This is a genomic window from Bacteroides sp. 1_1_14 (assembly GCF_000162515.1).
Taxonomy (GTDB): domain Bacteria; phylum Bacteroidota; class Bacteroidia; order Bacteroidales; family Bacteroidaceae; genus Bacteroides; species Bacteroides thetaiotaomicron.
The window spans coordinates 134,554-150,552 of the sequence record NZ_GG774709.1 but is presented as its reverse complement, the minus strand read 5'-3'; the positions used below and the strand labels follow the sequence as shown (position 1 = coordinate 150,552).

11 protein-coding genes and 1 pseudogene are annotated in these 15,999 nt (G+C 44.1%); 9 read left to right on the top strand and 3 right to left on the bottom strand.

Annotation, left to right across the window (positions count from 1 at the left end; all coding sequences use genetic code 11):
• Positions 1–669: 669 nt before the first annotated feature.
• From mnmG to HMPREF9007_RS06065, 7 genes are all read left to right on the top strand, one after another.
• Positions 670–2,556, top strand: a complete 1,887-nt coding sequence (gene mnmG / locus HMPREF9007_RS06035; RefSeq protein WP_008762875.1) for a tRNA uridine-5-carboxymethylaminomethyl(34) synthesis enzyme MnmG — start codon at positions 670–672, stop codon at positions 2,554–2,556.
• 50 nt (positions 2,557–2,606) lie between these two features.
• Positions 2,607–3,137 carry an adenine phosphoribosyltransferase gene (locus HMPREF9007_RS06040; RefSeq protein WP_008762874.1) on the top strand — a complete coding sequence of 177 codons (531 nt, stop codon included), beginning with the start codon at positions 2,607–2,609 and terminating at the stop codon, positions 3,135–3,137.
• 75 nt (positions 3,138–3,212) lie between these two features.
• Positions 3,213–5,042 carry an excinuclease ABC subunit UvrC gene (uvrC, locus tag HMPREF9007_RS06045; protein ID WP_008762873.1) on the top strand — a complete coding sequence of 610 codons (1,830 nt, stop codon included), beginning with the start codon at positions 3,213–3,215 and terminating at the stop codon, positions 5,040–5,042.
• Positions 5,043–5,526: 484 nt separating this feature from the next.
• Positions 5,527–5,979 (top strand): D-aminoacyl-tRNA deacylase, encoded by a 453-nt coding sequence (gene dtd, locus HMPREF9007_RS06050; RefSeq protein WP_008762872.1) that lies wholly within the window; start codon positions 5,527–5,529, stop codon positions 5,977–5,979.
• A gap of 88 nt (positions 5,980–6,067) precedes the next feature.
• Complete coding sequence (locus HMPREF9007_RS06055; RefSeq protein WP_008762871.1) at positions 6,068–6,406, top strand: nucleotide pyrophosphohydrolase; 339 nt, start codon at positions 6,068–6,070, stop codon at positions 6,404–6,406.
• On the top strand, positions 6,393–7,295 hold the full coding sequence (gene deoC, locus HMPREF9007_RS06060; RefSeq protein WP_008762870.1) for a deoxyribose-phosphate aldolase: 903 nt from the start codon (positions 6,393–6,395) through the stop codon (positions 7,293–7,295). Before HMPREF9007_RS06055 ends, deoC begins: the two co-directional genes overlap by 14 nt.
• A gap of 406 nt (positions 7,296–7,701) precedes the next feature.
• Positions 7,702–8,382, top strand: a complete 681-nt coding sequence (locus HMPREF9007_RS06065) for a DUF1266 domain-containing protein (protein WP_008762869.1) — start codon at positions 7,702–7,704, stop codon at positions 8,380–8,382.
• Here HMPREF9007_RS06065 and HMPREF9007_RS06070 read toward each other — a convergent pair whose 3' ends face one another.
• Positions 8,383–9,357 carry a polyprenyl synthetase family protein gene (locus tag HMPREF9007_RS06070; protein ID WP_008762868.1) on the bottom strand — a complete coding sequence of 325 codons (975 nt, stop codon included), beginning with the start codon at positions 9,355–9,357 and terminating at the stop codon, positions 8,383–8,385. It abuts the gene before it with no gap.
• An 88-nt stretch (positions 9,358–9,445) separates the two neighbouring features.
• On the opposite strand from HMPREF9007_RS06070, the gene polA reads away from it, so the two are divergent.
• Both polA and HMPREF9007_RS06080 read left to right on the top strand, forming a co-directional pair.
• Positions 9,446–12,295, top strand: a complete 2,850-nt coding sequence (gene polA / locus HMPREF9007_RS06075) for a DNA polymerase I (RefSeq protein WP_008762867.1) — start codon at positions 9,446–9,448, stop codon at positions 12,293–12,295.
• Between the two features lie 332 nt (positions 12,296–12,627).
• Positions 12,628–13,023 carry a DUF3836 domain-containing protein gene (locus HMPREF9007_RS06080; RefSeq protein WP_008762866.1) on the top strand — a complete coding sequence of 132 codons (396 nt, stop codon included), beginning with the start codon at positions 12,628–12,630 and terminating at the stop codon, positions 13,021–13,023.
• 107 nt (positions 13,024–13,130) lie between these two features.
• Here the strand turns inward: HMPREF9007_RS06080 and HMPREF9007_RS06085 are convergent, their stop codons facing one another.
• Together HMPREF9007_RS06085 and HMPREF9007_RS06090 are read right to left on the bottom strand one after the other, a co-directional pair.
• Positions 13,131–13,910 (bottom strand): LytTR family DNA-binding domain-containing protein, encoded by a 780-nt coding sequence (locus HMPREF9007_RS06085; RefSeq protein WP_008762865.1) that lies wholly within the window; start codon positions 13,908–13,910, stop codon positions 13,131–13,133.
• Positions 13,907–15,944 (bottom strand): annotated as a pseudogene (locus HMPREF9007_RS06090) (histidine kinase). Before HMPREF9007_RS06090 ends, HMPREF9007_RS06085 begins: the two are co-directional and overlap by 4 nt.
• Between the last annotated feature and the right edge of the window lie 55 nt (positions 15,945–15,999).

The following is a 15,999-nucleotide window of genomic DNA, read 5'->3' as shown; positions in this document are numbered from 1 at the left end:
TAACTCCGCCCCACCTAAAGAATCCCCCATAAATGGGATTCTTTTTTCTGCATCTCAATTTACCTGTTACCTGAAAACTACTTTTTTCTAATACCTAATCAAAACAATCTTTTTCCTAAAAACTAATCTTAAAATCTAATACCTTAATTTTATAAACTAATACTACTCTTTTGTTATTACCTTTTTCTAATACCTAAAAATCTTAGTAGTTTCACAACTACACTGCAAAGGTAGAGGTGTTTTGGAAAACAACAAGAATTCTTATGCTAAAAAACATGTTTTACCTTATTTTTTTGATTTATGTCAAGAGAAAGAGTGGAGGTTGGGTATAAAACATACATCCGAATGTTGATTTGATACAAATTCTGTCCAAACGCTCCGTTCGTCTTCTATTTCATCACACGGCCGCGCACTTTTTCAAGTGACAAAAAGTAAGCCTAGAATGTCGAAAAAGAGCATTTACATCTCTTTTTGAAAGGAATCGAAGCCTTGACACAAAAGAAAAGAAGCCAGAAACGTTACATCTTGCATATTTCCAATCCAAAATTACGGCGTTTTTTTGCGCCCGCCCCGCCTCCTCCTCGAAATTTCGGAAGCAAAAACCGGCAGAAGATACAACTCTCGCAACTTTTCCGTAACTTTGCAGCGTTTGATAATAAATAAGGTAGAATGGATTTTAAGTACGATGTAATTGTAATTGGTGCCGGACATGCTGGTTGTGAAGCGGCAGCCGCCGCTGCGAATTTAGGTTCCAAAACTTGTCTGATCACAATGGACATGAACAAGATCGGACAGATGAGTTGCAATCCGGCAGTAGGAGGAATCGCCAAAGGACAAATAGTACGCGAAATAGACGCACTGGGCGGACAGATGGGATTGGTGACGGATGAAACTGCTATCCAGTTCCGAATCCTGAACCGCTCGAAAGGTCCCGCCATGTGGAGTCCCCGCGCTCAATGCGACCGTGCCAAGTTTATCTGGTCATGGCGTGAGAAACTGGAAAATACTCCCAACCTTCATATCTGGCAGGATACCGTCTGTGAATTGCTCGTTGAAAACGGTGAAGTAGTCGGACTCGTCACTCTTTGGGGTGTCACATTCAAAGCGAAATGTATCGTACTGACCGCAGGAACATTCTTGAACGGACTCATGCACGTAGGCCGCCACCAATTGCCCGGCGGAAGAATGGCAGAACCCGCATCTTACCAGCTGACAGAATCCATCGCCCGACATGGCATTGCCTACGGAAGGATGAAGACCGGCACACCGGTACGAATCGACGCACGCAGCATCCACTTCGATCTGATGGATACACAAGACGGAGAATGCGACTTCCACAAGTTCTCATTCATGAATACCAGTACGCGCCATTTGAAGCAACTGCAATGCTGGACCTGCTATACCAACGAAGAAGTGCACCGGATTCTGCGCGAAGGGCTGCCGGATTCTCCCCTGTTCAACGGACAGATTCAAAGTATCGGTCCGCGCTATTGCCCCAGCATCGAAACCAAGATTGTCACCTTCCCCGACAAAGAGCAGCACCAACTGTTCCTCGAACCCGAAGGTGAAACAACACAGGAATTATACCTGAACGGATTTTCTTCTTCTCTTCCGATGGATATTCAGATCGCCGCACTGAAAAAAGTACCGGCATTCAAGGATATCGTCATCTATCGTCCCGGATATGCGATTGAGTACGATTACTTCGACCCCACCCAATTAAAACATTCGCTGGAATCGAAGATTATCAAAAACCTGTTCTTTGCCGGGCAAGTGAACGGAACAACCGGTTACGAAGAAGCGGGAGGACAAGGACTGATCGCCGGAATCAACGCACACATCAACTGTCACGGTGGTGAAGCCTTCACACTGGCTCGCGACGAAGCATATATCGGTGTATTGATAGACGACCTGGTGACCAAAGGAGTAGACGAACCATACCGTATGTTTACTTCACGTGCCGAATACCGTATTCTTCTCCGCATGGACGACGCCGACATGAGACTGACCGAAAGAGCATATCACCTCGGACTGGCAAGGGAGGATCGCTACCAATTAATGAAGACCAAGAAGGAGGCATTAGAGCAGATAGTAAATTTCGCAAAGAACTATTCGATGAAACCGGCATTAATTAATGATGCCCTCGAAAAGTTGGGAACAACTCCCCTTCGTCAAGGCTGTAAGCTGATCGAAATTCTCAATCGTCCGCAAATCACGATTGAGAATATCGCGGAACATGTCCCCGCCTTCCAAAGAGAATTAGAAAAAGCAACCGCTGCAGACTCCGACCGTAAAGAAGAGATTCTAGAAGCGGCAGAAATACTGATCAAGTATCAAGGCTATATTGACAGAGAGCGAATGATAGCAGAAAAGCTGGCACGCCTGGAAAGCATCAAGATCAAAGGCAAATTTGATTATGCTTCCATCCAGTCGCTATCTACGGAAGCTCGTCAGAAGCTAGTGAAGATTGATCCGGAAACGATTGCTCAAGCGAGCCGGATTCCGGGAGTATCACCAAGCGACATCAACGTATTGCTGGTACTTTCCGGCCGATAAGCGGCAACGTTTCACGTGAAACAAATCATTTAAAGAAACGAGATAAACCAATGATTATGAGCAAAGAAACGCTAATTAAAAGCATCCGGGAAATTCCTGATTTTCCGATCCCCGGAATCCTTTTCTACGATGTCACCACCCTGTTTAAAGACCCTTGGTGCTTGCAAGAATTATCGAACATCATGTTCGAAATGTACAAGGATAAAGGTATCACCAAAGTAGTAGGTATAGAATCCAGAGGATTCATCATGGGGCCTATCCTGGCTACCCGACTGAACGCAGGTTTTATTCCTATCCGCAAACCGGGCAAACTTCCCGCAGAGGTAATCGAAGAAAGCTACGACAAAGAATATGGCACGGACACTGTGCAGATTCATAAGGACGCACTCGATGAAAACGACGTCGTTTTACTACACGACGACCTACTGGCAACGGGAGGAACTATGAAAGCAGCCTGCGAACTGGTGAAAAAACTGAAGCCTAAAAAGGTATATGTAAACTTCATTATCGAATTGAAAGACCTGAATGGCAAATCCGTATTCGGAGATGACGTAGAAGTAGAATCCGTATTGACTTTATAAACAAATTGCTTATATTTGCAGGGCGTAGAAAATCTACGCCCTTTTTTATTTCCCGCTATTTCATCTATAACGATTATGAATACAGAACCGGAAGCCAAAACGAATGAATATCTGAGAGGTATTGTAGCCAACCTGCCCGAAAAGCCGGGAGTCTATCAGTATCTGAACACAGAAGGGACTATTATATACGTTGGAAAGGCTAAAAACCTAAAAAAAAGGGTATATTCTTACTTCAGCAAAGAGCATGAACCCGGCAAGACACGAGTATTGGTCAGCAAGATTGCCGATATCCGTTACATCGTTGTTAACACCGAAGAAGATGCATTATTGCTGGAAAACAATCTGATCAAGAAATATAAGCCCCGCTACAATGTATTGCTGAAGGACGACAAGACCTACCCTTCCATCTGCGTGCAGAATGAATACTTTCCACGCATTTTCAGGACTCGAAAGATTATCAAAAACGGTTCTTCTTATTATGGCCCCTACAGCCACCTTCCTTCGATGTATGCGGTGCTCGATCTGATCAAGCATCTATATCCGCTGCGTACCTGCAATCTGAACCTTTCTCCGGAGAACATACGGGCGGGAAAGTTCAAGGTTTGCCTGGAGTATCACATCAAGAAGTGCGCCGGACCATGCGTTGGACTGCAATCGCACGAGGATTATCTGAAGAACATCGATGAAATCAAAGAGATTTTGAAAGGAAATACGCAGGATATTAGCCGTATGCTGGTAGAAAGGATGCAGGAACTGGCCAATGAAATGAAGTTTGAAGAGGCTCAGAAGATTAAGGAGAAATATCTGCTGATAGAGAATTACCGGTCTAAATCGGAGGTAGTAAGTTCTGTCCTGCACAATATCGACGTCTTTTCCATCGAAGAAGACGATTCAAATTCGGCTTTCGTCAACTATCTGCACATCACCAATGGCGCCATCAATCAGGCATTCACCTTTGAGTACAAGAAGAAGCTAAATGAATCGAAAGAAGAGTTACTGACGCTAGGCATTATTGAAATGCGGGAGCGCTACAAGAGCCATTCACGGGAGATTATTGTTCCTTTCGAACTTGATCTGGAGTTGAATAATGTCGTTTTCACCGTTCCTCAAAGGGGAGATAAGAAAAAACTGCTCGATCTTTCTATCCTAAATGTGAAGCAATATAAGGCCGACCGATTGAAACAAGCCGAGAAACTGAACCCGGAGCAGCGCAGTATGCGTCTGCTGAAAGAAATACAAAACGAACTGCATTTAGACAAGCCACCTTTGCAGATTGAATGTTTCGATAACTCGAATATACAAGGATCGGATGCCGTAGCTGCCTGCGTAGTATTCAAAAAGGCGAAACCATCGAAGAAAGATTACCGTAAATACAATATTAAGACGGTCGTGGGACCGGATGATTACGCTTCCATGAAAGAGGTGGTCAGACGACGTTATCAGCGCGCCATTGAAGAAAATTCTCCCCTTCCCGACCTGATTATTACCGATGGTGGTAAAGGACAAATGGAAGTCGTCAGAGAAGTAATCGAGGATGAACTGCATCTGAATATTCCGATTGCCGGTTTGGCTAAGGATAATAAGCATCGCACGTCAGAGCTACTTTTCGGGTTTCCCGCACAGACGATTGGGATCAAACAACAAAGTTCTTTATTCCGTCTGCTGACGCAGATTCAGGATGAAGTACACCGTTTTGCGATTACTTTCCACCGCGACAAGCGCAGCAAGCGACAGGTCGCATCGGCTCTGGATAGCATTAAAGGGATTGGAGAAAAGACAAAAACAGCCCTATTGAAGGAGTTTAAAAGCGTAAAACGAATCAAAGAGGCATCCCTTGAAGAAATCGCAAAGGTCATAGGAGAAGTGAAGGCTCAGACTGTAAAAAAAGGGTTAAGCAACGAATAGGCTCACTTCTATGTGGCTATACGCTAAATTGTTAGTCCATATAAATCAAGTATCAGTATCATATGGGGCAAGCGTTAGTTTCCTCGGAGGAAACGCCAGTTCCCTTTAAAAGGAACGGTCGTTTCCATTAAAAGGAACGGCCGTTCCCTCGCCGGGAAACGACAGTTTCCATTAAAAGAAATCATAGGAAACTATATACCATTGATTTCTAACCACATAGAGTACTACCGGTAATGTTATAGAGTTTATGTTCATGTCTATACGGTTCTAAGGCAAACTCAATCAAGTTATGAGGCAAATACATCTGTCGTCCTAATAGATATGCTTCTGCACAACAGACAGACACGCTTCCGAATGACAGCTACGGTTAATACTTAATACCTAATACTTATCTCCTATAATATTTCCTTCCAATCCATCGTTTTTTCTTCTTAATTTCGTAAATTTGCCTTTCGTAACATTCAATAGAATAGAGAAAATATCAATGAGAATAGTTGTACAACGAGTAAGCCACGCATCAGTAACCATCGAAGGACAGTGCAAGTCTTCCATTGGAAAAGGGATGCTGATATTAGTCGGCATTGAAGAATCCGACGGACAGGAAGATATAGACTGGCTCTGCAAAAAGATAGTAAATCTGCGTATTTTTGACGATGAAAACGGAGTAATGAACAAGTCGATCCTGGAAGATGGAGGTGAAATTCTGGTCATCAGTCAGTTTACATTGCACGCTTCTACCAAGAAGGGCAACCGTCCGTCATACATCAAAGCCGCCAAGCCGGAGATATCTGTCCCACTCTACGAACGGTTCTGCAAAGACCTGAGCAGGGCGCTGGGAAAAGAAATCGGCACAGGAACTTTCGGAGCGGACATGAAAGTTGAACTTTTAAATGAGGGTCCTGTTACTATATGTATGGACACCAAAAATAAAGAGTAAAACCTTGATGAAAAAGCCGGTAAAGCTCTTCGAAGAGTGATAAACAGGCTCCAAACATCAAACTAATCATCATAAACCAACAGCAATTATGACCCTGGAAGAAGCTCAAAAAGAAGTAGACAAATGGATAAAAACATACGGTGTCCGCTACTTCAGCGAATTGACAAATATGGCCGTACTGACTGAAGAAGTCGGAGAATTGGCCCGTGTCATGGCCCGCAAATACGGCGACCAGTCTTTCAAAGAAGGCGAGAAAGACAACCTTGACGAAGAAATAGCAGACATCTTATGGGTGCTCCTGTGTATCGCCAACCAGACAGGCGTAGACATCACCAAAGCCTTCAGGGAAAGCCTGGAAAAGAAAACGAAACGAGATAATAAAAGACATATCAATAACCCAAAACTGAACGATCATGGAAGAGAATAGCTCACAATCCAACAAGTATGATGCCGCATTGGCAAAGTATAACACCAATCTGAGCGATGCAGACATACAGGCTCGGGTGGCTGACCTGATTGAAAAGAAAGTGCCGGAAAACAATACGGAAGAAGTCAAGAAACTCCTGTTCAACTGCATCGACCTGACCACGCTGAACAGCACAGACAGCGATGAAAGCGTGATGCATTTCACCGAAAAAGTGAATGAGTTCGACAATGAGTTCCCCGATATGAAGAACGTCGCTGCCATCTGCGTATACCCCAATTTCGCGGATATTGTAAAGAATACACTGCAAGTAGATGGCATCAATATCGCTTGTGTTTCGGGCGGGTTCCCTTCTTCTCAGACTTTCATCGAAGTGAAAGTAGCGGAAACGGCACTGGCTATCGCTGACGGTGCGGACGAAATAGATATTGTTATCTCTATCGGTAAATTCCTGAGCGGTGACTACGAAACAATGTGCGAAGAAATTCAGGAATTAAAAGAAGTCTGCAAGGAACGCCACCTCAAGGTAATCCTCGAAACAGGTGCTTTGAAAACCGCCTCCAACATCAAGAAAGCCTCTATCCTATCCATGTATTCGGGTGCAGATTTCATCAAGACATCGACCGGAAAGCAACAGCCTGCCGCTACCCCGGAAGCCGCTTATGTGATGTGCGAAGCTATCAAGGAGTACTATCAAAAAACAAACAACAAGATCGGCTTCAAACCGGCAGGAGGCATCAACACCGTCCATGATGCAATCATTTATTACACTATTGTGAAAGAAATATTAGGCGAAGAATGGCTGAACAACCGGTTGTTCCGTCTGGGTACCAGTCGTTTGGCCAATTTGCTTCTCTCCGATATCAAGGGCGAAGAGATCAAATTCTTCTAAGGAATTACATTAGCAATCAAGTATGCCGTACCGCGCTTCACCTTCCGTTCCTATGGAAGGAAGCGCGGTATTTTTTATATAATAAAAACTAAAGATACTTATGGACAAAACCATTATTTTCATTATCTTTGTCATAGATGTAGCTATGCTAACATAGTTAATCATCTGTATTAGAGAACGTTTCTTTTATTACCTGATTCCTGGAATTCGGCAAAATTCAAAGTTATGAGTGGTAATAAGCAAACGGGTCTCACGCACCTTCATGTATATACTTTTGTTATATATCGAACGGAGCGTGAGACTGTTGCTTTTATGTCATCATAACGGCTTGCCGAAGCCCCAGGAAAAGACATATAGCAGCAGTTCTCACGCTTTTTTTAGTTAACCATAAGCGAAAAAGTATAAAATGAAGTCACACACAAAGAACTTACGTTTTAACCATAACCCCTTAAATCTGATACTCGGCACCAGAAAGAAACAAGGTCTGCGCATCGGTTATATGGAGGCTGCACTGGATGGCTTCTATCTTAACTGTATGGAAACCGGAGTACACCCGGAAAAACTAAGTAAACTATTATCAGATAAGTTCCATTGCACAGATGCAATTTCTTCCTGCCAGCTATTCCTATTCCTCATCAACGAAGGCGACAGAGCCTCCTATTCTATTATGGTCCCCTATTTACTCTCTACCGAAAACCTAAACCAGTTCGAAAACACCATCCGCGAACGCTTCTACGGAGTAGACCGATTCATTCAACAGGGCAGAAATCTATACAGATTCAAAGAGTATATAGAAGAAAGAGGAGAGCCGATTGTATGGATTAATGATTTAGAGAGAGGAGTGATCGGATGGGATATGGCACAAGTTGTCGGGCTGGCCCGGGCTGCCAAAGACTGCGGCTACATCACCAAAGAACAAGCATGGGAATACATCGAACAGGCGAGCACGTTATGCTCCGAAATCCTCCGCACACCGGAAGAAATAGACAAAAGTTTCCTCATCGGAGGAGCGATGAAATCGAATAAAATTGAAGATTGGGAGGAATTAATCCTGTGTTACTCTCTGCTCAGGAACAGTGGGGAGTAGTTATTTCTCACGGGCGACCACGTAATCCAGATAAGTCCGCAGGGCAAGGCAAATATTTGAATCCGGCAAGGCAGCCAGCAAATCAAAGGCCTTCTTTTTATATTGTTCTATTGTACGACAGGCATATTCAATACCTCCATTATCTTTGGTAAACTCAATCAGACGTACGATTTCATCGGGAGTTGCCGTACCTTCCTTCACCTTGAACGCTATCTGTTCCGCCCACGCATCTTTCGTTGTATTCAATGCATACAGGGCAGGCAGCGTCAGCTTACCTTCCAGCATATCATTACCAGTCGGTTTGCCGATCTTCTTGCTATCAAAGTAATCGAAAATATCATCCTTAATCTGAAAACAGATACCAATATATTCGCCCAACAGACGGGCAAAAGCGACTTCCTCCTCACCTACCTGCACTGACAAGGCAGCCGCCTCGGCACAAGCGGCAAAAAGAGCCGCTGTTTTCTTACGTATTACGTCAAAATAAACTTCCTCCGAAAAGCTATGATTACTTACATTCGAAAGTTGAAGCAACTCTCCTTCAGCAAGTTTCTGTCCCAGTGAAGATACCAGGCGGATAATCTCATAATTATTAGTCTGCTCGGCGTGCACAAGGCTTGTAGCCAGCAGATAATCACCCGCCAGTACAGATACCTTATTATTAAATACAGCATTTACCGAAAGCTGGCCGCGACGCTCGGTACTTTCATCGACTACATCGTCGTGCACCAAACTGGCTGTATGAAGCAATTCCAGAGAAACCGCCGCGTGAAGGGTGGCGGGAGTCACAGCCCCATAAAGGCGTGCCACCAACAAGACAAGAATAGGACGCATCATCTTACCATTCCTCTTGCGTATATGAGTTATTACGCTATCGAGCAATGCATTCGAATCGGAAAGAGGAGTGTCAAAAAGAGCTTTAAAATCCTCCAGTTCCGCTTCTATCGGGGTTTTGATGAGAGAGATACTATCCATTCATAATACTATTTGAGCACAAAAGTAATAATAAAACGCTTAATACGGTATTTTTTTGTACTTTTACCATGAAAAATTAATTAAATCTATGGAGTCAGACAATAAATTATTTCTTTTAGACGCTTATGCACTGATATATCGGGCTTATTACGCCTTTATCAAGAATCCCAGAATCAACTCCAAAGGGTTCAATACTTCAGCTATCCTCGGATTTGTCAATACCCTCGAAGAGGTGCTGAAAAAGGAGAATCCGTCACATATAGGAGTAGCCTTCGACCCCTCCGGACCGACCTTCCGCCACGAAGCTTTCGAGCAATACAAAGCCCAGCGTGAAGAAACTCCGGAAGCCATCCGCCTCTCCGTACCTATTATAAAGGATATCATCCACGCCTACCGCATCCCGATTCTGGAAGTGGCAGGATACGAAGCCGACGACGTGATCGGAACTCTCGCCACAGAAGCCGGACGTCAGGGCATCACCACCTATATGATGACTCCCGACAAAGACTACGGCCAGCTGGTGACGAACAACGTATTCATGTATCGCCCCAAACATACGGGAGGTTTTGAAGTGATGGGCATCGAAGAAGTGAAAGCGAAGTTCGATATCCAGTCGCCCGCACAAGTAATCGACATGCTCGGACTGATGGGCGATGCCTCCGACAATATCCCCGGCTGTCCCGGTGTCGGTGAAAAGACTGCCCAAAAACTAATCGCCGAATTCGGAAGTATCGAAAATCTGCTGGAACATACCGACCAACTGAAAGGAGCCTTGAAAACGAAAGTGGAAACCAATAAGGAATTGATTACTTTCTCCAAATTCCTTGCCACTATCAAAATCGATGTTCCTATCCAACTCGAAATGGACAAGCTCGTCCGCGAACAGGCAGACGAAGATTCACTCCGACGAATTTTTGAAGAACTGGAATTCCGGACACTGATCGACCGGGTACTGAAAAAAGAAAATTCTGCCGGCGGAGTAACAATGGCAACCGGAAGCAAAACGGCAACGGCCAAAAGTGCTCCCTCTCCTCTTCCACTTTTTCCCGAAGAAGGAGGAGCCATACAAGGCGATTTATTTGCGAATTTTACGGGCAATGAGGCAGGCGAAGCCAAAAAATCGAATCTAGAGACGTTAGAAACGCTTAATTGCGACTACCAACTCATTGATACAGAGAAGAAAAGAACTGAAATCATTCAAAAGTTACTTACATCGAAAATTCTCTCGTTAGACACGGAGACTACAGGAACGGAACCAATGGACGCCGAACTGGTCGGAATGAGTTTCTCTATCACCGAAAATCAGGCTTTTTATGTGCCGGTCCCCGACAATCGTGAGGAAGCATTAAAAATCGTCAACGAGTTCCGTCCGGTCTTCGAAAATGAGAACTCATTGAAAGTCGGACAAAATATCAAGTACGACATGATCGTTCTTGAAAATTACGGAGTGCAAGTGAAAGGTGCGCTCTTTGATACGATGATCGCCCATTACGTTCTTCAACCGGAACTTCGTCATGGAATGGACTATCTGGCAGAAATCTATCTTCACTATCAGACCATCCACATCGACGAACTGATAGGTCCGAAAGGGAAGAACCAGAAAAACATGCGCGATCTCGACCCGAAGGATATCTACCGCTATGCCTGCGAAGATGCAGACGTAACACTGAAGCTCAAAAACGTCCTGGAGAAAGAACTGAAAGAGAACGATGCCGAACGTTTGTTTTATGATATCGAAATGCCGCTTGTACCCGTATTGGTTAATATAGAACGGAATGGGGTATTGCTGGATACGGAAGCGCTCAAACAATCGTCTGTTCATTTCACCGCTCAGATGCAACGCATCGAGCAGGAAATTTATGAACTGGCAGGCGAAACCTTCAATATCGCTTCGCCCAAACAAGTAGGCGAGGTACTGTTTGACAAACTAAGAATCATCGAAAAAGCGAAGAAGACCAAAACCGGTCAGTACGTCACCTCGGAAGAAGTGCTCGAAAGCCTCCGGCATAAACATCCCGTAGTAGAAAAGATTCTGGAACACCGCGGACTGAAGAAACTGCTGGGAACTTATATCGATGCACTTCCCCAACTGATCAACCCGCGCACGGGACGGGTACACACGTCTTTCAACCAGACCGTCACCTCTACCGGACGCCTCAGCTCCAGTAACCCGAATCTGCAGAATATTCCTATCCGCGACGAGAACGGTAAGGAAATCCGCAAGGCATTTATCCCTGACGAAGGCTGCCTGTTCTTCTCTGCCGACTATTCGCAGATAGAACTTCGTATCATGGCACATCTCAGCGAAGACAAGAATATGATCGACGCCTTCCTCAGCAATCATGATATCCACGCAGCTACAGCTGCCAAAATATATAAGATCGACCTGAAAGACGTAGACTCCGATATGCGACGCAAAGCGAAAACCGCCAACTTCGGTATCATCTACGGCATCTCCGTATTTGGCCTTGCAGAGCGAATGAACGTAGACCGGAAGGAAGCAAAAGAACTGATCGACGGCTATTTCGAAACTTATCCAAGCGTGAAAGCCTATATGGAGAAGAGTATCCAGATAGCTCAGGAGAAAGGGTATGTAGAAACGATTTTCCACCGGAAACGCTTCTTGCCGGACATTAACTCACGAAACGCCGTTGTACGCGGCTATGCCGAGCGAAACGCCATCAACGCACCGATTCAGGGAAGCGCCGCAGATATCATAAAGGTAGCAATGGCACGCATTTATCAGCGATTCCAGACAGAAGGCATACAAGCTAAAATGATATTGCAAGTACACGATGAATTGAACTTCAGCGTGCCCGTCAACGAAAAAGAACGTGTAGAAGAGATCGTTATTGAGGAAATGGAACACGCTTACCGTATGCACGTTCCCTTGAAAGCAGATTGCGGCTGGGGCAAGAACTGGCTCGAAGCACACTAAAACAAGGTTTATCCTGCCATAACAAAACAGGATAAATCTGCTAAATAATGGAGAGAATGAGTTATAACATTATTTAACCCACTATCCAGAAAGCTAGGAAAAAGATCACTTCCCCAACGAAGTGTTTCATTCTATATCCGGCAGGTTGACTGCCGGATATTTTTTTGTCACCAATCTTGGCAAAAAGCAAGGTGTCACCTTAGCCATTATCTGACATTTTGATATTATTTTAGCTTTATATTTGCATAAACACCGAATAAATATATAACTTTGCAGCGTAATACAAGAGTATTACTAGACAAATGAAAGAATAATACTAAAATCAAATAGCCATGAAAACAAAAGTATCTTTAAAAATGTTTGTTCTATCCGTAGTTCTTCTCATGACTTCTTTTGTTGCTTCTGCACGCAGTTATGATGGTCAGTTGATTTATAATCCAGTAGAAGAAAATGGAGTAATGGTAGGTCAGACCGTTTACAAAATGAACGGAAGTACACTTGCCAACTATATGAAGTATAACTACAAGTACGATGACAACAAGCGCATGATTGAAAGCGAGACCCTAAAATGGAACAGTACCAAAGAGGAATGGGAAAAAGATCTCCGCATCAATTATACATACGAAGGAAAAACTGTAACAACCAATTACTATAAATGGAACAATAAGAAACGCGCTTACGTGTTAGTTCCAGAAATGACAGTGACCATGGACAATACTAATTTGTAACAGCATTTTTTTAACAACATACTCTCTCATTCTAATATTCTAACAAATAGAAAACGCCGTTCCTGATGAAGAAACGGCGTTTTCGCATCTATCTTAAGGAGTAATTGTCACAACACAAAAAACCGGTCCTGCAACCCTTTCAGAAAACTTCGGGAAATCACCAGATCACTCTTATCATGAAAAGGCGGATAGAGCTGACAACACTTCCCATCAATCATCGCCAGATAATTAACATTAACAATAGCCGACTGACTGATCTGAATAAAAGCTTGTGAATAACCAATGATATCTTCGGCTTTTGTATTTCGCTTCAGATTCAATCGGGTCTGATTGAACAGGACTACCTGCCACTGCCGCTTGTCTTTCAGATATTCGAAATAACCGATCTCTTCCAGTCTCAAAAGCTTGAAACCTGTCACCGTACTGATCATAAACATTCCCTGTTGCGGCATCAAAGCGCTGACAGAAGAAGAAAAAGAGGAAGAAGGAGTTGCCGGTATCGAAGCTACAGCCTTCCGGTAGCGCTCTATAACAACTTTCAGATCTTCCGTCTCAAAAGGTTTCAGTAAGAAATCGAAGGCGGACTCACGCAGGGCCTGAAGCAAATACTTATCATACGAAGTATAAAAGACAACTTTCATATCCCACAGCACCTCATCGCGCATCTCACTCAACAAGTTAAGCCCCAGCACATCCGGAAGTTCCACATCCAGAAACAACAGATCCGGACGGAGTTCCATTATCATCTTCTTGCCTTTTGCGCCATTATTTGCAGTTCCTTTTATTTCAAGTTCCTGATAAGCGCCCAGTTCTCTGCGCAAAGCATCGATTGCCGTACGCTCATCATCTACAATAACGACTTTATATTTATCTTCTGCATTCATCATAAATCATAAGAAAAATGAAACGGTATAAACACCGACACTTGCGTACCGGTCTGCCCATCGTTTCGGTTATCTATATTGAAACGTATCTTCTCATTTTTATTCTTTGTATTGAGTAGCTGTATCGTTTGATAGAGCACTTTCAGCCCCGTTCCCGTTCCTCTGGTCGAAGAAGCCACTTGCGGAAGATACCCCCGCCCGTTATCACAAATCACGATACGGACTCCTTTTCCTTCACGGGAAATACGGATAGTCAATTCCTTCTCATCATCTTTTCCGGCCAGCCCGTGCTTAATCGCATTCTCTACCGGAATCTGTACAATCATGGAAGGAATCATTATACTTTTTGCATCCAACCCCTCCTCCACTACGACCGAAACTGTGAAGTCTTCGCTGACACGTCCACTTTCCAGGCGGATATATGACTGTACAAAATCCAGCTCGTCCTGCAAAGAAACACTTAGTTTTTCTGTCAGTTCAAGACTCCGGCGGAGATATTTGACCAGTTCCATCAGCTTATTCTTCACCTCTTCCGATCCATTGAACTGATTAATTTCACGCCCCAGCACATTGAAAGTGAAATGGGGAGAAATCCGGCCCCGCAAATTCTCCATACGGACGCGATTTATCTGCTGGAAGAAACGTTCACGAAGAAACTCCCGTTTTTTCCGCATATACCAGATGATTACCACCGTTCCGGCTACCAGCAACAGGCAGACAAGTACCCAAATATACATACTCAGTTTCAAGACACGCACTTCACCCGCCTGCCGTTGAATCTGCATTTCCTTGCGCAATACGATCGTGTCCTGACGGTAACGCATATCCAGTTCGGCTACACGGGTACGAATCCGTTCGCTACGGATGGAGTCATTCAGTTGATAATCACGTTTCAGATACTCATATGCATTACGGTAGTCACCTGCCTTTTCATAATAATGTTGCAGATACTGGTTGCGTATAGTAAGCATATTGGCATCCACGTGTCCGGTAGAAGCAGTCCGTGCTATCATTTCCCTGGCACGAGCGATATTTCCTTTTTTTCAGAGAAAGCTCAATCATCAGGGTTTCAATGTAGTGCATGGCGGAGTTGTTCTTTATCTCCGAAAAGTAACGGTAACCTTCATTCAGATTGTTTTCGGCAGAATCCAGCCGGTTCGTCAGCAGATAAAGATCGCCCAGATTAACTTTCGAAAGATTGCTTTCGAATACCATTTGCGGGTAATCCGCTATCAGCTCCGCTGCTTGCCGCATATAGACCAGGGCTTCCTGATAATCTTTCTTATAATAGTAATGATTTCCCCGATTATTAAGATACACCCACTTTTCGCTGACTGTCATTTCATCAAAGAACTGTCCTGCCAATTCGTAATAATGATTGGACAAATCAAAATCACGCAAGTCCATGTAAGTCTGTCCCAGTCCGCAATAGACCGGAAATTTGGAATGTTCCGACAGATGCAGGGAGTCGCAGATAAACAATGCTCTCCGGTAATAGGAAGCGGTATGTGCCAGTTCGCCACGATGCAGATGGGCATCCGCCAGATTCATACAGATATCCGACAGAAGATGCGCCTTATCTCCTTTCAGACGGTAAGCATAGGATTTCTCATAATAGGCAACCGCCGAATCGGGCTGATTGAGTTGCATCCAGACATTTCCCTCAATGTTATACACATCCGAAAGCACATCATTCCATCGCGGGCAGGCAGCTGCACGCTTATCATACTCTTTTACAGGGCGGTTATAATAGAGGATAGAGTCGAAATCGGACGAGATGAAGAAAGTCTTTCCATACAATCCCATCAAGCGGTAATAACTCATCGAGTCCTGTGCCTGACGCATTGCGTTACGCAATAAAGAACGTGAATAAGGTAAGTTGGAAAACAGGGAATCTTGTGCACGGACTTCTAAAGAATCGATAAGTGACTGTTCACACAAAGCGTGACTGCGGTGCCTATCCACGCAACTGCAGTTCCACAATATCAACAACCCTATCAACCCAAATAGCTTCATAGTAGATTTCGCTTTATTCATCCCCTTGTCCGTGTTGAATTTTGAATGCCACAAAAATACATTAATTATATTGAAT